20 protein-coding genes are annotated in these 21,329 nt (G+C 73.0%); 13 read left to right on the top strand and 7 right to left on the bottom strand.

The genetic code is table 11. From position 1 onward, the window contains the following. Positions 1 to 33: 33 nt before the first annotated feature. The 3 genes from GXP74_RS23825 to GXP74_RS23815 all read right to left on the bottom strand — a co-directional run bounded on the left by GXP74_RS23825 (position 34) and on the right by GXP74_RS23815 (position 2,834). Complete coding sequence (locus tag GXP74_RS23825) at positions 34 to 1,128, bottom strand: LLM class flavin-dependent oxidoreductase (protein ID WP_182453283.1); 1,095 nt, start codon at positions 1,126 to 1,128, stop codon at positions 34 to 36. Positions 1,129 to 1,244: 116 nt separating this feature from the next. Further along, entirely contained in the window at positions 1,245 to 1,979 is a 735-nt protein-coding gene (locus GXP74_RS23820; protein ID WP_182453282.1) for a YoaK family protein, read from the bottom strand. Between the two features lie 63 nt (positions 1,980 to 2,042). Continuing rightward, positions 2,043 to 2,834, bottom strand: a complete 792-nt coding sequence (locus GXP74_RS23815; protein ID WP_182453281.1) for an IclR family transcriptional regulator — start codon at positions 2,832 to 2,834, stop codon at positions 2,043 to 2,045. A gap of 483 nt (positions 2,835 to 3,317) precedes the next feature. Between GXP74_RS23815 and GXP74_RS23810 the strand changes: the two genes are divergently transcribed. The 9 genes from GXP74_RS23810 (at position 3,318) to trpS (ending at position 12,463) form a co-directional block, all read left to right on the top strand. Next, complete coding sequence (locus GXP74_RS23810) at positions 3,318 to 4,307, top strand: ABC transporter substrate-binding protein (protein WP_182453280.1); 990 nt, start codon at positions 3,318 to 3,320, stop codon at positions 4,305 to 4,307. Between the two features lie 50 nt (positions 4,308 to 4,357). Further along, on the top strand, positions 4,358 to 5,386 hold the full coding sequence (locus tag GXP74_RS23805) for an NrtA/SsuA/CpmA family ABC transporter substrate-binding protein (protein WP_182453279.1): 1,029 nt from the start codon (positions 4,358 to 4,360) through the stop codon (positions 5,384 to 5,386). Further along, complete coding sequence (locus GXP74_RS23800; RefSeq protein WP_182453278.1) at positions 5,383 to 6,237, top strand: ABC transporter permease; 855 nt, start codon at positions 5,383 to 5,385, stop codon at positions 6,235 to 6,237. Before GXP74_RS23805 ends, GXP74_RS23800 begins: the two co-directional genes overlap by 4 nt. Next, a complete protein-coding gene (locus tag GXP74_RS23795; RefSeq protein WP_182453277.1) occupies positions 6,234 to 7,001 on the top strand; it encodes an ABC transporter ATP-binding protein in 768 nt (255 codons plus the stop codon). Before GXP74_RS23800 ends, GXP74_RS23795 begins: the two co-directional genes overlap by 4 nt. Further along, positions 6,998 to 7,891, top strand: coding sequence for an ABC transporter substrate-binding protein (locus GXP74_RS23790; protein ID WP_182453276.1), 894 nt, complete (start codon positions 6,998 to 7,000; stop codon positions 7,889 to 7,891). Before GXP74_RS23795 ends, GXP74_RS23790 begins: the two co-directional genes overlap by 4 nt. Positions 7,892 to 7,893: 2 nt before the next feature. Then, positions 7,894 to 8,982, top strand: a complete 1,089-nt coding sequence (locus GXP74_RS23785; RefSeq protein ID WP_182453275.1) for an LLM class flavin-dependent oxidoreductase — start codon at positions 7,894 to 7,896, stop codon at positions 8,980 to 8,982. Further along, positions 8,979 to 10,214 (top strand): M20 family metallopeptidase, encoded by a 1,236-nt coding sequence (locus tag GXP74_RS23780; RefSeq protein ID WP_225448138.1) that lies wholly within the window; start codon positions 8,979 to 8,981, stop codon positions 10,212 to 10,214. Before GXP74_RS23785 ends, GXP74_RS23780 begins: the two co-directional genes overlap by 4 nt. Before the next feature lie 80 nt (positions 10,215 to 10,294). Next, complete coding sequence (locus GXP74_RS23775; RefSeq protein WP_182453274.1) at positions 10,295 to 11,137, top strand: pentapeptide repeat-containing protein; 843 nt, start codon at positions 10,295 to 10,297, stop codon at positions 11,135 to 11,137. Positions 11,138 to 11,347: 210 nt separating this feature from the next. Continuing rightward, positions 11,348 to 12,463 carry a tryptophan--tRNA ligase gene (gene trpS, locus GXP74_RS23770; RefSeq protein ID WP_182453273.1) on the top strand — a complete coding sequence of 372 codons (1,116 nt, stop codon included), beginning with the start codon at positions 11,348 to 11,350 and terminating at the stop codon, positions 12,461 to 12,463. Positions 12,464 to 12,485: 22 nt separating this feature from the next. Here the strand turns inward: trpS and GXP74_RS23765 are convergent, their stop codons facing one another. The 3 genes from GXP74_RS23765 to GXP74_RS23755 form a co-directional block, all read right to left on the bottom strand. Further along, complete coding sequence (locus GXP74_RS23765) at positions 12,486 to 13,364, bottom strand: alkaline phosphatase family protein (protein ID WP_182453272.1); 879 nt, start codon at positions 13,362 to 13,364, stop codon at positions 12,486 to 12,488. Between the two features lie 197 nt (positions 13,365 to 13,561). Continuing rightward, on the bottom strand, positions 13,562 to 15,223 hold the full coding sequence (locus GXP74_RS23760) for an amidohydrolase (RefSeq protein WP_182453271.1): 1,662 nt from the start codon (positions 15,221 to 15,223) through the stop codon (positions 13,562 to 13,564). After that, positions 15,207 to 16,673, bottom strand: coding sequence for a cytosine permease (locus tag GXP74_RS23755; RefSeq protein WP_182453270.1), 1,467 nt, complete (start codon positions 16,671 to 16,673; stop codon positions 15,207 to 15,209). The genes GXP74_RS23760 and GXP74_RS23755 overlap by 17 nt, the downstream gene beginning before the upstream one ends. A 200-nt stretch (positions 16,674 to 16,873) precedes the next feature. Between GXP74_RS23755 and GXP74_RS23750 the strand changes: the two genes are divergently transcribed. Next, on the top strand, positions 16,874 to 17,662 hold the full coding sequence (locus GXP74_RS23750; protein ID WP_182453269.1) for a TetR/AcrR family transcriptional regulator: 789 nt from the start codon (positions 16,874 to 16,876) through the stop codon (positions 17,660 to 17,662). A gap of 42 nt (positions 17,663 to 17,704) precedes the next feature. After that, the gene (locus GXP74_RS23745; protein WP_182453268.1) at positions 17,705 to 18,286 is read left to right on the top strand and encodes a HutD family protein; all 582 of its coding nucleotides are present in this window, start codon (positions 17,705 to 17,707) and stop codon (positions 18,284 to 18,286) included. Here the strand turns inward: GXP74_RS23745 and GXP74_RS23740 are convergent. Beyond that, a complete protein-coding gene (locus GXP74_RS23740; protein ID WP_182453267.1) occupies positions 18,274 to 19,242 on the bottom strand; it encodes a GlxA family transcriptional regulator in 969 nt (322 codons plus the stop codon). The two genes, GXP74_RS23745 and GXP74_RS23740, sit on opposite strands and share 13 nt — an antisense overlap. 176 nt (positions 19,243 to 19,418) lie before the next feature. Between GXP74_RS23740 and GXP74_RS23735 the strand changes: the two genes are divergently transcribed. Continuing rightward, complete coding sequence (locus GXP74_RS23735; protein ID WP_182453266.1) at positions 19,419 to 19,964, top strand: universal stress protein; 546 nt, start codon at positions 19,419 to 19,421, stop codon at positions 19,962 to 19,964. Positions 19,965 to 20,432: 468 nt separating this feature from the next. Next, positions 20,433 to 20,711 (top strand): hypothetical protein, encoded by a 279-nt coding sequence (locus GXP74_RS23730; RefSeq protein ID WP_182453265.1) that lies wholly within the window; start codon positions 20,433 to 20,435, stop codon positions 20,709 to 20,711. The last annotated feature ends 618 nt before the right edge of the window (positions 20,712 to 21,329 follow it).

Here is a 21,329-nt window from a genome sequence, read left to right as displayed (position 1 = left end):
GCGGGTGCGGGTGCGGGTGCGGTGCGGGGTGCCTCAGGCCCCGGCGGTGGCCTGGGCATCGCGCCGGGCGACGCGGGCGGCGTGGGTGGGGGCGTCCGGGACGTCGGCGGGGCGGCCGATGGCGAACTCCTTGCGCAGCACCGGGACGACCTCCTCGCCGAGGATGTCGAGCTGTTCCAGCACGGTCTTCAGCGGCAGTCCGGCGTGGTCCATCAGGAACAGCTGCCGCTGGTAGTCGCCGAAGTAGTCGCGGAAGGCCAGGGTGCGTTCGATGACCTGCTGCGGGCTGCCGACGGTGAGCGGGGTCTCGGCGCTGAACTCCTCCAGCGAGGGGCCGTGGCCGTAGACCGGGGCGTTGTCGAAGTACGGGCGGAACTCGCGCACCGCGTCCTGGGAGTTGGCGCGCATGAAGACCTGGCCGCCGAGCCCGACGATGGCCTGCTCCGGGGTGCCGTGGCCGTAGTGGGCGTAGCGCTGCCGGTACAGGCTGATCAGCTTCTGGTAGTGCTCCTTGGGCCAGAAGATGTTGTTGGCGAAGAAGCCGTCGCCGTAGTAGGCGGCCTGCTCGGCGATCTCGGGGCTGCGGATGGAGCCGTGCCAGACGAACGGCGGGACGCCGTCGAGCGGACGCGGGGTGGCGGTGAAGGACTGCAGCGGGGTGCGGAAGCGGCCCTGCCAGTCCACCACGTCCTTGCGCCACAGCTCGTGCAGCAGCGCGTAGTTCTCCACGGCGAGCGGGATCCCCTGGCGGATGTCCTTGCCGAACCAGGGGTAGACCGGGCCGGTGTTGCCGCGGCCCATGACCAGGTCGACCCGGCCGTCGGCCAGGTGTTGCAGCATCGCGTAGTCCTCGGCGATCTTCACCGGGTCGTTGGTGGTGATCAGCGTGGTGGCGGTGGACAGGATCAGGTGCTCGGTGCGGGCGGCGATCCAGCCGAGCATGGTGGTGGGGGAGGAGGGCACGAACGGCGGGTTGTGGTGCTCGCCGGTGGCGAAGACGTCCAGGCCGACCTCCTCGGCCTTGAGCGCGATGGTGGTCATCGCCTTGATCCGCTCGTGCTCGCTCGGGGTGCGGCCGGTGGTGGGGTCGGTGGTGACGTCGCCGACGGTGAAGATCCCGAACTGCATGGGGTCTGCCCTCCTGTGCTCGTTGAATGTTCAACTATACCCTCGAACGATCACCCCCCGCGCGCTATTCCCTGGTGGACGCCCACCCGGTCGTGCTCGGGATTCCAGCGAGGAGCTCAGGTCGGCAGCGTCCAGGGGGCGTCCGAGCGGGTGTGCCGGGACAGCGCCGCGGCCTCGGCGGCCAGGACCACGCCGCAGACCAGCAGCGGCAGCGCGGCGGAGACGTGCAGGGCGAGCAGCGCCCCGGCGTAGGCGCCGAGGAACATGGTGACGGCCGACAGCAGCCGCCGTCCGACCTTGCCGTCGGTGCCGCCGGCGACCCTGCTGTCGGCGGCGGCGCCGGTGATGGTCAGCGTGAGCACGGTCGTGGTCAGATCGGGGACGGCCAGCTTGCGCACCACGCCGTTCTGCGCGCCCATGGCCAGGCCCAGCAGGACGATCAGCAGGTACCGGGCCCAGCCCCGGCCCGAGTCGGCGGCCACCGCACTACAGGCGTAGGAGGCCAGGACCAGGACCCCCTCGGCGACCGCGACCGCGAGCAGCAGGCGGCCCCGGTGGGCGGCGAACCGGTTGGCCAGTCGTCCGCCCAGGGCCGCCCCGGCGGCGAAGGCCAGCAGCGCCAGCGCCGAGGCGGACAGCGAGAACCCCTTCGCCCCGGCCAGGGCGAAGGCCATGAACACCACGTTGCCGGTCATGTTGGCGACGAAGACGTGGCCGAGCACCAGGTAGCTGAAGGCGTCGACCAGCCCGGTGACCAGGGTCAGCCCGATCAGCAGCGGCGGCAGCGGACCGTGCCGGTCGTCCGGGCGGGGGGCGAGGGTGGTCCAGGCGTCGTGCAGGGGTTTGATCATGCGGACGATTCTGCAACAGAAAGGCCGCTCGGGCGGGGCGGACGGGGAGTGTGGCCGGACCGCTCAGCCGGGCAGCGGCCGGTGCCGCTGGCCCGGCGGCAGCAGCAGCACCTCCAGCGCCGCCGCACAGGCCCGGGCGCGGCTCAGGAACCACGGCAGCCGCGCGTCGGTGAGCACCCGCGGGGTGGACCGCACCGCCAGCGCGCAGTGGACGTGCCCGGAGGCGTCCAGCACCGGTACCGCCAGGGTGCGGATGTCGAACGCGGACTCGCCGTCGTTCAGCGCGTACCCGGCCTTGCGCACCCGGTCGAGCTCGGCCCGCAGGTCGTCCAGGTCGACGATGGTGCGATCGGTGTGCGGTTGCAGCGGTGGCAGCGCGGACAGGTCGTCCTCGCCCGGGCGGGCCCAGGCGAGCAGCACCTTGCCCAGCGCGGTGGAGTGCAGCGGGCGGCGCAGGCCCAGGCCGGTGCTGGGCTCGACCGAGCCGCCGACCAGGATCACCGCGTGCACGCCGCCGCGGATGGCCAGGTCCGCGGTCGCCGAGGTGGCCTTGGCGAGTTCGCTGAGCTCGGGCACGGCCCGGTGCAACCCGCGCTGGTGCAGCGAGAGTTGGCCCAGCTCGGCGACCGAGGGGCCGAGCCGGTAGCGGGCGGTGTGGTCGTCCTGCTCCAGGAACCCGGCCACCACCAGGGTCCTGGCCAGACGGTGCGCGGTGGAGACCGACAACTCCATCCTGCGGGCGATGTCGGAGGCGCTGAGGTCGCCCGCGTTGTCCCGGAAGCAGTGCAGTACGCCGAGGGCCCGGGTGACCGCCTGGGCTCCCGTCGGCGACTTGGCAACGGTCGTGTCCGCCATGGTCAGTGCCCCCCTGTCTGACTGTGCCCACTGTGCCGCCGAGCCGCGCCACGGTGCGGCGGGGCAGTCCAAGAATGGTTTGCGGCGCACGATCTGGCAAATGTTGCGGGGGCGTGAAGTCGGGGTTTCCCAGGATGAAGAGTCGGTCCACAGACAGATCCCACAATGTGGAAAGAATTGCTTATCCGATCGGAGTCGTGGAAACCTCCTCTCACCACCACAGCCCACCTGGAAGGAGCAGCACGATGACGACGACTCGGCTGCTCACCCCGGTTGTGCCAGCTCTGGTGACCCGTCGTCACATCGACCTGGCCCGCGTCTTCAGCACCAGCTGTCGCTGACCGCCCGACGCCGCCCACTTTCCCGCGTTGTGACTCGCCCGCGCCACCGGCGTGACCCGCACCGTTCGTGCGCGCCACGCTGCCCGCGCCGCCGGCCTCTCCGCGCGCCCTGATCCACCCACTCTGGGGAGTCTGTTTTTCCATGGACGAGCTCTGGTTCACCCGTTGCCCCGTGCCCACCGCGACCGGAATCGCCGCCGACCGAGGCTGGCTGGCCGAGGAGTTCGCGGCGGACGGCATCACCGTCCGCTCGTTGCAGGACGCGCCGGCGGACGTCGCGGCCGACCACCACTACACCCACGCCCTGGGCGGGCTGTTCCGCGAGGGTGGCAACGTCCCGGCGCTGTGGGCCCGGTCGCGCGGTGAGGCGACCCGGCTGATCGCGCTCACCTGGATCGAGGAGCGGCAGTCGATCCTGGTCCGCGCGGACAGCGACGTGCGTTCGCCGGAGCAGCTGCGTGGGCGCAGGCTGGCGGTGCCGGTGCACCCCATCGGTATCGACTTCTGGCGGGCGATGGCGCTGCACGGCTTCGCCGGGGCGCTGTCCCTGGCCGGGCTCGGCCTGGACGACGCCCGGCTGGTCCCGGTGCCGGGCTCGCCCGACGGCCAGTGGGAGGGCGAACTCGCGGCGCTGCGCGACGGCTTGGTCGACGCGGTGTACGTCAAGGGCGCACTGGCGGTGGAGGCGGCGCAGCGGTTCGGCGCGGTGGTCGCCATCGACCTGGACGCCGCCGAGGACCGGCGGGCCCGGGTGAACAACGGCACGCCGCGCCCGATCACCGTGCACCAGAGCCTGTTGGAGGACCACCCCGAGCTGGTCGCCCGCTTCCTGGCGGTACTGCTGGAGGCCGCCGACTGGGCCCGGGAGCACCCCGCGGACCTGGCCCGGATCCTCAGCGCGGAGACCGGTGCGGGCTCGGCCGGTGTGGCCGGGGCCTACCGCCCGGACACCGGCCACAACCTGCGGCTGGACCTGTCCGAGGAGCGGCTGGGGCTGCTGGAGCGGCAGGAGCGCTTCCTCCACGGCCAGGGTTTCCTGCCCGAGCCGGTGGACGTCCGCGGCTGGGCCGACCACGAGCCGCTGCGGCAGGCCCGGGCGCTGCTCGCCGAGCGCCGCGCCGCCAGAGTCTGAGTACCAGTCAGTCAGTAATTGATTCATCGTCAGCAAGAAGGAGAATTTCCATGAAGGTCCGTCAGTTCGCCGTCATCGCCACCGCTCTCGGCTCGCTGCTGGGGCTGGCTGCCTGCTCCTCGTCCACCAGCGCGAACACCAGCGCCGCCGGTTCGGGGGGCAGCAGCAGCCAGGAGACGGTGATCCGGATACCCGACAACGGCAACTCGGGGGTGCTCGCCCTCGGGAAGAAGGACGGCTCGCTCGCGAGAGCCCTGGCCGCCGTCCACGCCAAGGTGGTGTGGACCGGTAGCGCGGGCGCGTTCGCCCCCGCCGCGCAGGAGTTGGACGCCAACGAGCTGGACGTCGCGGAGGGCTCGATCACCTCCGCGACCACCGCGCTGGCGCAGAGCCCCGGGTTCGAGCTGTTCGCCGCCGTCGCCCCGGACAAGCTCGGTGAGGGCATCCTGGTGAAGAACGGCTCCTCGATCCACAGCATCCAGGACCTGGTCGGCAAGAAGATCGCGGTATGGCACGGCGGCACCAGCGAGTACCTGCTGCTGAAGGCGCTTCAGCAGAACCACATCCCGGCGGACAAGGTCACCCGGGTCTACCTGGAGCCGAACCAGGCCGCGCCGGTGTTCAACTCCGGCCAGGTGGACGCCTGGTCGACCTGGGCCACCTACTCCATCCCGGAGATCGCCAACGCCCAGACCCACTTCCTGACCACCGGCGGCCAGGTCGGCTCCGACAACTACGCGGTCTGGGCGGTCCGCACCGCCTTCGCCAAGCAGCACCCGGCCGTGGTCCAGGCGCTCTACCAGTACCTGCACGACAACGGCCTCAAGCAGGAGCAGAACCCGGCCGGCTACATCAACGTCTTCACCGACGCCGGACCCGAGGCGATCAGCCCGGCGCAGAAGGCGGTGGAACTGCCGATCGACGCCGCCGACGGCACCGCGCTGCCGATCACCGGCGACGACCTGACCCGCTTCCACGCCGTCGCCCAGTTCTTCGCCGACCAGGGCATCACCAAGGGCTTCTTCGACGTCAAGCCGTACATCCTGGACATCTCCTCGCTGCCGGGCGGCGCCGGATGAGCGCCACCGCCGCCACCCGCGCGCCGGACACCCCCGACGCGCCCGCCGGACTGGTCGCCCCCCGGCCGCAGCTGCCGAGGCCGCGCCCGCGCGCGCTCAGCCTGGGCCTGCGGACCATCGGCCCGCTCGCCCTGCTCATCGGCTGGGCCTGGGCCTCCGCCTCCGGCGCGCTCAGCCCCGACCTGCTGGCCTCGCCCGGCGCGGTGCTCAGCGCCCTGCGGGAACTCTGGGACAGCGGGCAGTACACCTCGGCGCTGTCGGTGTCGCTGACCCGGGCCGGGCTCGGGCTCTGCTTCGGACTGCTGGTCGGCCTCACCCTCGGCGTGGTCACCGGCTTCTCCCGGCTCGGCGAGGAGCTGCTCGACTCCACCGTGCAGCTGCTGCGCACCATCCCGTTCCTGTCGCTGGTGCCGCTGTTCATGGTGTGGTTCGGCATCGGCGAGTCGGCCCGGGTGATCCTGATCGCCGTGGCCACCGCGTTCCCGATGTACGTGTCCGCCTCCGGCGGGGTCCGCAACACCGACCGCAAGCTGGTCGAGGCGATGCGCAGCTTCGGCATGGGACGGCTCGCGGTGATCCGCGAGGTGGTGCTCCCCGGCGCGCTGCCCGCGCTGCTGTCCGGGCTGCGGCTGTCGATGACGCTGAGCGTGATCGCGCTGATCGCCGCCGAGGAGATCAACTCCACCTCCGGCATCGGCTACCTGATGACCACCGCGCAGGAGTACTCCCGTACCGACATCCTCACCGTCTGCATCCTCACCTACGCCCTGCTCGGGCTGCTCGCCGACGCGGTGGTCCGGGTGCTGGAACGGGTGCTGATGCCGTGGCGCACCCAGGGAGCCCGCCGATGACCGACACCGCCACCGCCGACACCGCCGCCGCGACGACCGGTACCGCCGTGCACATCCGCGGCCTGCGCCGGACCTTCGGCGAACGCAACGTCCTGGACGGCCTCGACCTGGACATCGCCCGGGGCGAGTTCCTGGCCCTGCTCGGGGCCAGCGGCACCGGCAAGACCACGCTGCTGCGGATCCTGGGCGCGCTCGACCGGCACGACGCGGGCACCGTGCTGGTGCCCGAGGCCCGGACGATCGTGTTCCAGGAGCCCCGGCTGGTCCCGTCCAAGAAGGTCCTGGCCAACGTCACCGTGGCGCTGCCCCGGGGCGAACGGACCCGGGCCACCGGGCTGCGGGCGCTGACCGAGGTCGGCCTGGAACGCCACGCCGACGCCTGGCCGGCCACCCTGTCCGGCGGCGAGGCGCAACGCGTGGCGCTGGCACGGGCGTTGGTCCGCGAGCCGGAACTGCTGCTGCTGGACGAGCCGTTCGCGGCGCTGGACGCGCTCACCCGGCTGCGGATGCAGGACCTCGTCGGCGAGTTGTGCCGACGGCACCGCCCGGCCGTGCTGCTGGTCACCCACGACGTGGACGAGGCGGTACGGCTCGCCGACCGGGTCGCGGTGCTGCGCGACGGGCAGTTGGTCACCGACGAGCGGATCGGCATCGACCACCCGCGCGACCCCGCCGACCCGGCCTTCGCCGAGCTGCGCCGCCGCCTGCTCGCCGACCTCGGAGTCACGACGACAACCACCACTGACAAGGAGTCAGCTGAATGAGCATCACCATTGGTGTCCACGGCGCCAACCCGTCCCTGTACCACCTCTCCCGGCTGGGCATCCTGGAGGAGCTGCTGGAGCCGCTCGGCGAGAGCGTCAGCTGGCTCCCGGTCGGCGGCACCAGCACCGGCGAGGCGCTCGCCGACGGCACCATCGACTTCGGCGGCACCGGCTCCACCCCGCCGCTGTCGTCCCAGGCCGCCGGGTACGACCTGGTCTACACCGCTGTCTCCGCCCCGCGTCCCGGACACGGCGCGCTGCTGGTGGCCGCCGACGGGCCGGTCGCCGAGGTGGCCGACCTCAAGGGCGGCACCGTGGTCCTGGCCGTCGGCTCCTGGCAGACCCACTTCAGCGCCAAGGCGCTGGCCGGGGCCGGGCTCTCCTACCGCGACATCACCGCCGAGCGTCCGCAGCCCGGGCAGGACAACGCCGCCCGGCTGCGCTCCGGCGAGATCGCGGGCTGGGTCGCCCAGGGCGCGGAGCTCGCCGCCGCCCGCCGCGAGGGCGGGGTGCGCACGCTGCTGGAAGCCGGAGACGTGATCACCGACCGGTCGGTGTTCTTCACCCGCCGCGACTTCGCCGAGCAGCGTCCGGAGCTGGTCGCGGTGATCACCACCGCGCTCCAGCGGGCCGACGACTGGGCCGCCGGGCACCTGACCGAGGCGGCCACCATCGCCGCCGAGGACCAGGGCGGCAGCGTCGAGGACTGGCGCGAGGCGCTGGCGGTGCTGCCGTGGCGGCTGGAGCCGGTCTCCGACGCGTTCGTCGCCGAGCAGCAGGAGGCCGCCGACATCCTCGCCGACGGCGGCTACCTGCCCCGCCGGATCACCGTCGCCGACGCCCGACTGACCGCCCTCGCCCCGGCCGTGCGCGCCGCCCTGGAAGGCTGAAGATGAGCACCAGCGCCCCCGAAGTCCTCTGGTACATCATCCCGCGCGAAGGCGCCTACCCCTGGGAGCCCGCCGGTCGACGGCCGGTCGACCTCGGCTACCTCCAGGGCCTGGCCCAGAGCGTCGAACGGCTCGGCTTCAGCGGCGCGCTGCTGGCCACCGACCTGTACGACGTCTGGCCGCTCGGCAGCGCCCTCGCCGCCGCCACCAGCCCCGCCTTCAAGCCGCTGCTCGCGGTCCACCCGGGGCTGGTCTCCCCGACCGTGCTGGCCAAGATGGCGCTCAGCTTCACCAACCTGTTCGGCGACCGGCTGCGCTTCAACGTGGTCAACGGCTCCACCGAGCAGCTGCGGCAGGCCGGACTGCACCTGGAGCACGACGAGCGCTACGAACTGAGCGGCGAGTACTGGTCCATCGTCAAGCGGCTCACCGCGGGCGAGGTCTTCGACCACAAGGGCAAGTTCTACGACCTCAAGGACGCCGGCGCCTCACTGCGCGAGCTCACCGCGGCACAGGGCGGCGCGCACACGCCGCTGTGGTTCGGCGGCTCCTCGCCCGCCGGGATCGAGATGGCCGCCGAGCACGTCGACGTCTACCTCACCTGGGGCGAGCCGCCGCACCTGCTCAAGGAGAAGCTGGAGCGGGTCCGCGAGCGGGCCGCCGCCCACGGCCGGACGCTGCGGCTCGGGCTGCGGCTGCACCTGATCGTGCGCGACACCGAGGAGCAGGCCTGGGCGGCCGCCGACCGGCTGCTCGACGTCACCAGCGAGGCCACCTACGCCCGGCAGCTGGGCGAGCGCTCGGGTGAGGACGGCGTCGGCTGGCAGCGGCAGTTCCGCCAGCACGGCGGCCGGGTCCCGGCGCACGCCCGCGAGTTGGAGACGCACCCGAACCTGTGGCCCGGCATGAGCCTGTTCCGGCCCGGCCCGGGCACCGCCGTGGTCGGCAGCACCGAGCAGGTGCTGGAGCGGCTGCGGGAGTACCAGGCGCTGGGCGTGGACACCTTCATCCTGTCCGGAAACCCGCTGCTGGAGGAGGCCTACCGGGTCGCCGAGACGATCCTGCCCGCGCTGCGGGGCGACGCGGGGTGAGCACCTCCGCGACCGCGCTGCTCGCCGACGCCCGGGCGGCGGGGCCCGAGCTGGTGGGGCTGCGCCGGGCGCTGCACCGCCGACCGGAGACCGGGCTGCACCTGCCGCACACCCAGGAGGCGGTCCTGGCCGCCCTGGACGGCCTGGGCCTGGAGATCCGCACCGGCAGCGCGCTGTCCTCGGTCGTCGCCGTGGTCCGGGGGACCGGCCCGGCGGCGGACGAGGCCGGCCCGCGTCCCAGCGTCCTGCTGCGCGCCGACATGGACGCGCTGCCGCTGGACGAGGCGGTGGCCTGGGAACACGCCTCGGCGGTACCCGGAGCCATGCACGCCTGCGGGCACGACCTGCACACCGCCATGCTGGTCGGCGCGGCCCGGCTGCTCGCCGCCCGGCGCGAGCAGCTGGCCGGGGACGTCGTGCTGATGTTCCAGCCGGGGGAGGAGGGGCACGACGGCGCGCGGCTGATGCTGGCCGAGGGGCTGCTGGACGCCAGTGGCAGCAGGCCGGTGGCCGCCTACGCGCTGCACGTCTCGGCGACCACCGCGCTCGGCGTCCACGGCAACCGGCCCGGACCGGCGCTCGCCGCCTCCGGGACGCTGGCGGTGACCGTGCGCGGCGCGGGCGGGCACTCGGCCTGGCCGCACCACGCCCGGGACCCGATCCCGGCCACCGCCGAGATGATCACCGCGCTCCAGTCCCTGGTCACCCGCGGCTTCGACGCGCTGGACCCGGTGCTGCTCGGCGTCGGCACCGTGCACGCCGGGACGGCCGCCAACATCGTCCCCGACCGGGCCCGGTTCGAGGCCACGCTGCGGGCCTTCGGCGACGACACCCTGGCCCGGCTGGCCGAGGGCGCCCGGCGCACCGTGACCGGGATCGCCGCCGCCCACGGCCTGGACGCGGACCTGGAGTTCGTCCCCGGCTACCCGGTCACCGTCAACGACCCGGCGGAGGCGGAGTTCGTCGCCGACGTGGTCACCGAACTGCACGGCCCGGCGGCGTTCGTCCGCGACCGGCGGCCGGGACTGGTCTCCGACGACATCGGACGGGTGCTGGCGCGGGTCCCCGGCGTGATGACCGGCGTCGGGGCCTGCCCGCCCGGGCTCGACCCCGAGCGGGCCGCGGGCAACCACTCCCCGCACGCGGTCTTCGACGACGCCGCGGTGCCCGACGGCGCGGCCCTGTACGCGGAGCTGGCGCTGCGGCGACTGCGGCCGCGGACCGGCCGGTAGGCTGGCTCGGGCCGGGCTCGACCCGGCCCGACCGGCCTTGGAGCCGGTCCCGACCAGTCCTGACCGGGGGAGCCCGCAGCATGTCCGAGCACCGTGAGCCGCAGCTCCCGGCCGACCTGCGCGCGGACTGCGGCAGCTGCTTCGCGCTGTGCTGCGTCGCCCCCGCCTTCACCGCCTCGGCCGACTTCGCCGCGACCAAGCCCGCCGGGAAGCCCTGCGGCAACCTGTCCGCCGACTTCCGCTGCGGCATCCACACCCGGCTGCGCGGCTCCGGCTACCCGGGCTGCACCGTCTACGACTGCTTCGGCGCCGGGCAGAAGGTCTCCCAGGTCACCTTCGGCGGCCAGGACTGGCGCGGCGCCCCGCGCACCGCGCGGCGGATGTTCGAGGTGTTCCCGGTGGTCCGGGACCTCCAGGAACTGCTCTGGTACCTGACCCAGGCGCTGGCCCTGCCGCAGGCCGAACCGCTGCACCCGGAGCTGGCGCTGCTCCGCGAGCGGACCGAGCGGCTGACCCTCGGCAGCCCGGAGGAACTGCTGGCGCTGGACGCGAACGCGCACTGGCAGGCCGTCAACGAGCTGCTGCTGCGCACCAGCGAACTGGTCCGGGCGGACACCCTGGCCGACCGGAAGAAGCAGCGCCGGGGCGCCGACCTGGTCGGGGCCAGGCTGGCGGGGGCCGACCTGGCCGGAGCGAACCTGCGCGGGGCCTACCTGATCGGCGCCGACCTCACCGGCGCGGACCTGCGCGGCGCGGACCTGATCGGCGCCGACCTGCGCGGCGCGAACCTGTCCCGGGCGGACCTCACCGGCAGCGTCTTCCTGACCCAGCCGCAGCTGGAGGCCGCCAAGGGCGACGCCGCCACCCGGCTCCCGCCCGGCTTCAGCCGCCCCGGGCACTGGCCGGTGCGGCAGCACAGCTGACCGCGCCGACGGCGTGCGCTACTGTGAAGACGTGCATGCTGTGACGTGTCTCTGCTGGTGGCGCTCCTCCTAGGAGCGGCCACTCTCCCCGCATGACCTGGGCCGTTCTTTCGGACGGCCCCGCCGCACGCCCCCTGGCACCGCGTGGACTGCCGTCCGGACCGCTCCGGCCGCGCCCTTCCGCCCGATCCCGCCTGTCAGGAGAAGTCCATGAGCACCGCGCTCGTCGCACCCGCCGCCGTCGCCGACCCGCCGCCCGCCGATCCCACGCCCGCCGGTCCCACTGCCGCCGCCGAGCGCCGCGGTGCCGAGCTGGAGGAGCTGATCCGCCGCGAACCCGGCCGGTTCCGGGTACTCACCGGGGACCGGCCGACCGGGCGACTGCACCTCGGCCACTACTTCGGCACGCTGCAGAACCGGGTCCGGTTGCAGCGGCTGGGCGTGGAACTGTTCCTGATCATCCCCGACTACCAGGTACTCACCGACCGGGACGTCGCCGAACGGCTCAGCGAGCACGTCGAGGGCCTGCTGCTGGACTACCTCGCGGCCGGGGTGGACCCGGAGCAGGCGGTGATCTTCAACCACAGCGCCGTCCCCGAGCTCAACCAGCTGCTGCTGCCGTTCCTGAGCCTGGTCTCGGTCGCGGAACTCGGCCGCAACCCCACGGTCAAGGACGAGATCGCGCACTCGCGGCAGTCCGCCGTCAGCGGCCTGATGTTCACCTACCCGGTGCACCAGGCGGCGGACATCCTGTTCTGCCGGGCGAACCTGGTCCCGGTCGGCCGGGACCAGCTGCCGCACATCGAGCTCACCCGCACCATCGCCCGGCGCTTCAACGACCGCTACGCCGCCGACCGGCCGCTGTTCCCCGAACCCGAGGCGCTGCTGTCGGCCGCGCCGCTGCTGCTCGGCACCGACGGCGGCAAGATGAGCAAGAGCCGGGGCAACGCGATCGCGCTGGCCGCCGACGCCGACGAGACCGCCCAACTGATCCGGGGCGCGAAGACCGACGCCGACCGGCGGATCAGCTACGACCCGGCCGCCCGCCCGGAGGTCTCCAGCCTGGTGCTGCTGGCCGCGCTCTGCCAGGACCGGGATCCGCACCAGGTCGCCGCCGAGATCGGCGACGGCGGGGCCGCCGCGCTCAAGCGGACGGTCACCGAGGCGGTCAACGGGTACCTGGCGCCGCTCCGCGCCCGCCGCGCCGAACTCAGCGGCGACCGGGGTGAGTTGCGGCGGATCCTGCGCGCCGGGAACGAGCGCGCCCGCGCCGTCGCCGAGAGTACCCTCGACCAGGTGCGGGCGGCCATGGGGACCGTCTTCTGAGTAGCCGTCATCTGATGGACAGTCAGGAAACGCGCTGGGTCGCCGGGGTGAACGGGCGGCCGTCCAGGGTCCAGTGCGGGTCCGGGGTTATCTCCAGCGCCGCGTACACGTGCGCGGCGACGTCCACGTGGCGTACCGGCTCGACCGGGGCGCCGGGCGCCAGGCCGGGGCCGCAGGCCGCCACCCAGGCGGTGCGCTCCAGGACGCTGCGCCCGCCGTGGCCGCCCTGGTCGAGGTGGCCGTGGTCGGTGACCACGATGACCGTCCACCGCTCGTCCGGGTAGCCGGGGCGGGCGCGGACCGCGTCGAGCAGGCGGCCCAGCCGCCGGTCGGCGGCCTCCACCGAGCGCCGGTACCGCTCGCCGCAGCCGAGGAAGTGGGCGGTCTCGTCGACCGCGCCCAGGTACACGAAGGACGCCTGCGGGTCGTCGCCGCCGCCCAGCACGTACGCGGCCTCGGCGGTCACCCGCTCGTCGCACTCCTCCCAGGCCTCGGGCGTGTCCTCCACCGGCGCCACGTACGACAGGCGTCCGGGCGCGCCGAACAGCGGGCCGCCCTGGCGGGCCAGGAACAGCGGCTCCCAGCCCCCGGCGGCGAAGGTGCGGCGGCGGTGCACGGCCGCGAGACGGGTGGTGAAGTCGGCGAAGACGTCCAGCCGGTTGCCGCCGAAGTGGTTGCCGAGGACGCCGTGCTTGGCCACCCCGACGCCGGTGCAGATGGTCGCCCAGCAGGGCCCGGACATGGTCGGGGTGGCCTCGTCCACCTCGACCGGTGCCAGGAACCCGGCCGCGGCGACGGCGTCCAGGTTCGGGGTCTCCAGTTCGGGCAGCAGGTCGAGGCGTACGCCGTCGATGCCGACGACCAGGACCCGGAGCGGGCCGGCGGGCCAGATGCTGGACACGGCGGAATCCGTTCTACTCGTGCGAAAGAGGAATGCGGGCACCCTACCTACCCGCCGGTACCGCCCAGCACGCCCGCTACCGCCGGAGCCGTCCGCCGCCCGGGCGGGTGCGGAAGTGTTCATCCGGAGGATGCCGAATGTTCCCCGCTCCCGCCCTTTCCCGCCGCTTCCCGCCCGGGTCGCGGTCCGCTGTGCGGTCAGCGCTCGTAGACCACCGCGCCCGCCGCCACCGTCAGCGCGACCCTGGCGTCGGCCACCGGCGGGGCGCCGGTCGCGAACAGGTCGGTGTCCAGCAGCGCCAGGTCAGCCCGGCGGCCGACCTCGATCACGCCCGCCTGCTCGTCGTGGTTGACATGGGCGGATCCGGCGGTGAAGGCGTCCACGGCCTGGTCCAGGGTCAGCCGCTGCTGCGGCAGGAACGGCGCGTTGTCCCGGTTCTCCGGGTCGACCCGGGTGACCGCGACCTCGATCTGCTCCAGCGGGTCGGCGGTGGTCACCGCCCAGTCGCTGCCCATGGCCAACCGCGCGCCGGAGGCCAGCAGTTCGGCGAACGGGTACTGCAACGCGGCCCGCTCGGCGCCGATGAAGGGGACGGTGAGCTCGTCCATCTGCGGCTCGCTCTGCGCCCAGTACGCCTGGCAGTTCACGATCACCCCCAACTCCGCGAAGCGGGGCAGGTCCTGAAGATCGATCAGCTGGACGTGGGCGATGTGGTGGCGCTGGTCGCCGCCGCCGTTGGCGGCGCGGGCGGCGGCGATCGCGTCCAGCGAGTTGCGCACCGCGCGGTCGCCGATGGCGTGCAGGTGCACCTGGAAGCCATGGGCGTCGAGTTCGGTCACCGCCTCGCACAGCAGCTCGTAGGGGACATAGCTCAGGCCCAGGTTGTCGCTGTGCCCGCCGCAGCCGTCGCAGTAGGGCTCCAGCAGCGCGCCGGTGTGGTTCTCCAGCACCCCGTCGGTCATGATCTTGACGGTGGTCGGGTGGAAGCCCGAGCCCAGCGCCGCGCCCGGGGCGCGCACCTCACGTCCGCGCGCCCGGCGTTCGACCAGCTCCGCGATCTGCTCCAGGCCCCGGCTGCGCTCCCACCACAGCGCGCCCACCACCCGGGCGGTGAGCCGCCCGTCGGCGGTCAGCGCCTCGTAGGCGGCCTGGGTGCCCGGGGTCACCCAGGCGTCCTGCCAGCCGGTGATGCCCAGCGCGTGCAGGTAGCGCTGCGCCTCCAGGATCGCCGCCTGCCACTCGGCGCTGTCCGGCTCGGGGACGACGTGGTCGTTGACCCGGTAGGCGGCGCCCTCGTGCAGGGTGCCGCCGGCCTCGCCGTCCGGGTCGCGCTCGATCCGGCCGTCGGCCGGGTCCGGGGTGTCCCGGTCGATCCCGGCGGCCTCCAGCGCGCGGGAGTTCACCCAGGCGCCGTGCACGTCGCGGTTGAACAGGAACACCGGGCGGTCGGGGACGATCGCGTCCAGGTCCTCCTTGCGCGGCGTGCCGCCGGGGAAGTACTCCATGGCCCAGCCGCCGCCGAGGATCCAGGGCTCCTCGGGGTGGGCGTCGGCGTAGGCGGCGATGGCGTCCAGGTAGGCGTGCCGCCCCTCCAGGTCGTTCAGCCACAGCCGCAGCCGGTTGCGTCCGGCGAACGGCGGGTGGATGTGGGCGTCCTGGAAGCCGGGCAGCAGCAGCCCGCCGGGGGCGTGCACGACGCGGGTGGCGGCTCCGGCCAGGCCCGCGAGCTCGGCCTCGGTGCCGACGGCCGCGATCCGGCCGTCGCGCACGGCCACGGCGGTCGCGAAGCGGCCCGGGGCCAGGCGCGCCCGGGCGCCGGTGATCAGCAGGTCGGCGGGACGGTCAGTGCTGGTCTGCATGGGTGAGCAATCCTTCTTCGGTGACAATGCGCCGTTCGGTCTCAAGGTCGAGACTGCGGCAGAAGAACAGGTAGAGCAGGCCGGAGACCGGCAGCCCGACGAACATCGAGTAGTCGGCGTCGCCGAGGAGCCGGGCGATCGATCCGGTGAACGGTCCGGAGACCATGAACGGGACCATCACCAGGATGCCGAGCAGATAGGCGAGGTTGCCACGCCAGCCCCAACGTCCGTAGATCCCGGTCGGGTTGAAGATCTCCTTGATGGAGTACCGGCCCCGGCGGACATAGAAGAAGTCCACCAGGTTGATCGCGGTCCACGGGGTGAACGCGTAGGCCAGGAAGATCAGTACGTTGCCGTAGAAGGAGTTGAAGCGGTCCACGCCGACGAACTGGGCGACACCCCAGACCAGGACGAACATGATGCCGATGCAGACGGCGCGGATCCGGCGGGTGGGTTTGACCGGTGAGAACGAGTCCTTGATGGAGATCATGGACATCATGCCGCCGTACTGGTTGATCGCCATCACCGAGAGCAGGCCGACCAGCAGTCCGAGCACGACCAGCCAGCCGAGGCCGCCGAAGAGGTTGTCCGCCGCCTCCTTGAACGCCTCGACCGGGGTGGCGTCCGGGTGGGCCGCCGACATCACCGCGCCGATGGCGAAGACCCAGATCGCCGACAGGCCGCTGGACAGGTACGTCCACCAGAAGGAGGAGCGCACGCCCACCCGCGCCGGGAGGTAGCGCGAGTAGTCCGAGACGTAGGGCGCCCAGCCCAGCTGGAAGCCGCCGACGATGACGAACACGGTCATGAACGGGCCCGGGTGGAAGGCCCCGAGGGTGAACGCGTGCCTGGGCAGCCCGGAGTCACCGAAGGCGGCGGCGGTCAGCAGCACCATCAGCGCGATCAGCGGCCAGGTCAGCCAGCGGCTCACCCGGTGGATCCAGTGGTAGCCGAAGAGGGCGATCAGGGCGGCGACGGCGGCGGCCACGAAGTACCCGAAGTTGGGGCCCAGGTGGAACAGCGTGTGCATGGCGTCGCCGGACAGGATCGCGTCCGAGGTGTTGTAGGCGATGTAGTTCACCAGGGCGAAGACCCAGATGGTCAGCGCCGCGCCGATGTAGCCGAACTGGGCTCTGGACTGGACCAGTTGCGGCAGACCGAGCTGCGGTCCCTGGGCCGAGTGGAAGGCCATGAAGAAGGTGCCGAAGAGCGACCCGGTGACGGTGGCGATCAGCGTCCACATCAGTCCGGCGCCGATGCTGAGCGCGGTGACGCCGGTGGCCATGGCGGTCAGGTTGATGTTGCTGACGAACCACAGGGCGCCGAGGTGGCGTGGGGTGCCGTGGCGCTCGGCGTCCGGGATCCAGTCCACGGAGTGGATCTCGACGCCGGACTCGGCCGGAACGGGTGCGGGCGGTGCGGGGGAGGACGTGCGGGAGGGGGCGTTCATGGGGGCTCCTCCGGACGGTGGACGGACCGGCTGCCCGTCGGAGCGACAGTCTGGGAGATAATCAATCTCATAGTCAATGACATCTACTAACTCGGTTCGGTCACGTTCCCGCAGGCAGCGGGCCTGGGGCGGGCGGGAAGGGCGTAGCGGATAGCATCCATACAGCGGCGCAGCGCGACGACACGAGGGAGCGGGACAGGATGGCGGCCACCCGTAGGAGTACGCACCAGCCGGAGCCGGACGGCCCGACCGGTACGGCCGACCCCGCCGCACCGCCCGCACCCGCCGTTCCCGCGCCCGCCGCACCGTCCGCCGCGCCGCGTGCCAGGCGCCCGCGCCGCCCCCGGGGCAGCCTGAACCAGCAGGTGATCACCGAGGCCGCGCTGCGGATCTGCGACCGGGCCGGGATCGACGCGCTGACCTTCGACGCCCTCGGCCGCGAGCTGGACGCCCATCCGACCGCGATCTACCGGCACTTCCGCGACAAGGACGAGCTGCTGCTGGCGCTCACCGACGCGCTGCACGCCCAGGCGACCGCCGGGGGGCTGCCGGTCACCGACGACTGGGCACGGGACCTGCGCGCCGTGGCCCACCGGATCCGGGGCGCGTTCATGGCCCACCCGCAGGTCGGCCAGCTGGTGGCCGCCCGCACCGCCCGCCGCCAGCACGAGTTCGAGGTGGTCGAGTACATCCTCGGCTGCATGCGCCGCGCGGGCCTGTCCGACCGGGACGCGGCCCGCTGCTACCGGGTCTTCGCCGACGCGGTGCTGGCCTACGCCAGCATGGAGGCCACCCTGCACGCGCTGGACGCGCCGACCCGGGAGGCGGACCTGCGCTCCTGGGAGGTGGAGTACCGGGCGCTCCCGGCCGACCGCTTCCCCAACCTCGCGGCGCTGCTCGACGAGATCCCGCCGCTGGACTCGGCGGACAACTTCGAGCTCGCGGTCGACCTGCTGATCGACTCCATCCGTGCCCGCTCCGGGAACTGATGGAATGTCATGAAACGTCCCAATTCGGAACGGAGAACGGTGATGGCGGCACGGGTGCTGCGGGCGGCGGAGCGGAGCGCGTCCGCGTGGAAGAACGGCGGTGGGGTCACCCGGGAGGTCGCGGCCTTCCCGGAGGGCTCCGGCCTGGCGGAGTTCCACTGGCGGGTGAGCCTGGCCGACGTGGCGCGGGGCGGTCCGTTCTCGGTCTTCCCCGGAGTGGACCGGGTGATCACCGTCGTCCGGGGCGCCGGGATGCTGCTCACCGTGGACGGGGTCGAGCGGCGGGTGGACACGCCCTACCAGCCGTTCGCCTTCTCCGGCGACGCGGACACCGGCTGCCGACTGCTCGAAGGTCCGCTGGTGGACTTCAATGTGATGACCCGTCGGGAAAGGGTCAGCGCCCGGGTCGACGTCGTCGACGGGTCGGTGCCGTTGCGCGGTGAGGCCGAAGTCACGCTGCTGGCAATGGTGTTGGAGGGCGGCGCGGAACTGCGCGGCAGCGACGACGACACCGGCGCGGTGGCGCTGGGCCCGCTGGACGCCGTACTGCTCACCGGAACCGAGTCGGCGACGCTCGACGTACGCGGCCGGGCCGCTGTGGTGACGTTCCGTCAGCTCGACTGAGCGAGGGCGGGGCGTCCGGCGAAGTTGCTCCGGTACTCCTTCGGGGTGACGCCGACGATCCGCCGGAAGTGGTGGCGCAGCAGCGCGCCGGTGCCCATGCCGGTACTGGTGGCGATCTCCTCGATGCTGAGCTCGGTGTCCTCCAGGAGGTGCTGGGCGCGCAGGATCCGCTGCTGGGTGAGCCACTTGTGCGGGGTGGTGCCGGTCTCGTCGCTGAAGCGGCGGGCGAAGGTGCGTTCCGACATCCGGGCCCGGCGGGCCAGGGTGGCCACGCTGTGGTCGGCGCCCAGGTTCTCCAGCGCCCAGGCGAGCAGCGCCTGCAGGCTGCCGGTGCACTCCGGCATGGGTGCCTGGATGTACTGCTTCTGGCCGCCGTCGCGCTGCGGCGGCACCACCATCCGCCGGGCGATCGCGTTCGCGGGCGCCGAACCCAGCTCCCGGCGGACCAGGTACAGGCAGGCGTCGATCCCGGCGGCGGTGCCCGCGCTGGTGATCACCGCCCCGTCGTCGACGAACAGCACGTCCGGGTCGACCTTCGCCAGCGGGAAGCGCTCCGCGAGCTCGTCGACATGGCGCCAGTGGGTGGTGCAGGTGCGGCCGTCCAACAGGCCCGCCGCGCCCAGCAGGAACGCCCCGCTGCACACCGACAGCAGTGTCGCGCCGCGCTCGGCCGCCGCGCGCAGCGCCTCCAGTACGGCGGGCGGGTAGTCGTCGATGATGGAGGCGGCCGCGACACCCACCAGGTCGGCGTCGGCCAGCGCGTCCAGCCCGTTCGGCGGGATCAGCTCGAAGCCGATGTTGGAGGCCAGCGGCTCGCCGGGACGCTCGCCGCAGACCCGGAAGTCGAACGCGGGTACCCCGTCCTCGGTCCGGTCGATCCCGAACGCCTCGCAGAGCACGCCGAACTCAAACGGCGCGAAGCCCTCGATCAGCACAGCTGCGATGGTTTTCAGCATGTGGCGGAGCATAGATGGCAGGATCTTGTCGGACAAGGGCATAAGTGCCACTGGTGGCGGTATTTTGCCCAAAGCATAGTTACTGCCATGACGCAGACCGGCAGCCGCCCCTCCAGTCGCCCCGACCCCCACCTGATCCCCAGCACCACCGTGACCAGCGGATCGGAGGTGCGGTCATGAGCGGTGGGCGCGTGGTGGTGGGCGTGAGCATGTCGCCGAGCAGTGTGGCGGCGCTGCGCCGGGGCGTGCAGGAGGCCTGGCGCAGTGGGCGGGTGCTGGTCCCGGTGCACACCTGGGAGCCGCCGGAGGGCGAGCTCGCCTACGCCCGCGCGCCCTCGCCACCGCTGGCGGCGCTGTGGCAGCGGCGGGCTCAGCAGCGGCTGGCGGAGGTCCTGACGGAGGTGCTCGGGGTCGAGCCGCGCCCGGGCGCGGGAGTGCTGGAGCCGCCGACCGTCGGGACCTCCGGCCTGCGGGTCGAGCCGCTGGTGGCGCGGGCTCCCGCCTGGTACGCGCTGCCGCTGCTGGCGGCGGAGCCGGAGGACCTGCTGGTCCTCGGCGGTGGCGGACGCGGGCGGCTCACCGGCCTGCTGGGCGGGTCGGTCCGCCGCCGGGTGCTGGCCCGGGTGGTCTGCCCGGTGCTCACCGTGGCCCCGCCGACCGCGACCTGGAGCGCGCGCCGAGCGCTGCGGAAGTCCGAACCGGTGGACTTCGTGCTCAGCTGAGCCCGGCTGCGGCTGCCGCCGGTTCCGCCCCCCCGCGGAGCTGGGACGGCTGGAGACGGCGCTGTCGGCCGTGGTGCGCTGGAGCGAAAGCAAGCGGACCCGGGCGGAGGTGGTGCGTCGCTCGGGCTGCGACATCCCTCCAGCGGGGGCACGAGGTGCTGATCGTGGGCGCCAGCGCGGAGAAGGGCCGGGCGTTCCTGGACGCCGCCGCCCGCCACGGGGTCGGCGCCCGCGCCCGGTTCGTGCGGGCCGACCTGGGCCTGGTGTCCGAGAACCGCCGCGTGGTCGACCTGGTGGCCGAGGCCTACCCGGCCGTCGACGTGCTGGTGCTGGGGGCCCGCTACCACCGGTCGACCCGGGTGGAGACCGCGGACGGCTTGCGAGAGCACCTTCGCTCTCTACTACCTCAGCCGCTACCTGCTCAGCCACGGCCTGATCGACCAGCTCGGCCGGTCCGGGAACGCGGTCGTGCTCAACTTCGGCGGGACCGGACTGACCGGCCCGGTCCGCTGGCACGATCTGCAACTGCGGCGCGACTACCCGGGGACCGGCGCCCTCGGCCACGGCGGAGCGCTCTGCGACCCGCTCGGTGTCCGGTTCGCCGGGATGTACGCCGACCGTCCGGTGCGACTCACCGCGGTACGGGAGGGCCGCCGGGTGCCGACGGACACGGCCGGCTTCGCCCCGGCCGACGCCGCCCGCCTGCACGCGATCACCGAAAAGCTGCTGGCGGACCTGCCGGGCTGACCGGGCGGGAACTCCGGTAGTCGCGTCAGTCGAATCCGGGGGTGGATCTGGTGATGTCCGCGGGGAATTGAACGGACTTACGTCAGCAATGTCGATGGATAAGCCCCCACGGTGGGGGAGTTGGCGTACGACAGGGGGAGTGGTCGGGTGGGGCGGGTCATGGCACTGGGATACATGGCACTGGGATAGCGGTACGCGATGCGGGTCCGCCCGGGGGCGGTTGCGCGTGGCAGGTCCCGTGCGCGCGGTCGCATCCGGCCAGTCGTGCGGATGAACTATGGTCGCGGATGGGCGAGTTGAATGCGGCGCGGGAGCGCGGGCGGTGACCGGAGCGGTCGGTCCGGTGCCGGGCGAGGGCCTCGAATAGGGGTTTCCGCCGGACGTGTCGACCGTGCCGCGCCCGCGGACGTGATTCGTGCCAGGACGGTCGACCGCGATCCGAGCACGGCCACCGACTGCCGGGCGCTGCGGTGGCGGCGGCTGGACCAGGCCCGTCAGTGAGCCGGAAACCGGGCGATCGGGGGCTGATGATTCGTACAGGTACGTGAATGTGAATGAGTGCGCCCCGAATGCCCGGGGTATTCGGGCCGGGTGGACGCGCGGACGGTACGGGCGCGT

It is taken from the genome of Streptacidiphilus sp. P02-A3a, assembly GCF_014084105.1.
Lineage (GTDB): Bacteria > Actinomycetota > Actinomycetes > Streptomycetales > Streptomycetaceae > Streptacidiphilus.
The sequence above is the reverse complement of the archived record's forward strand: the minus strand, read 5'-3'. Positions and strand labels throughout refer to the sequence as shown.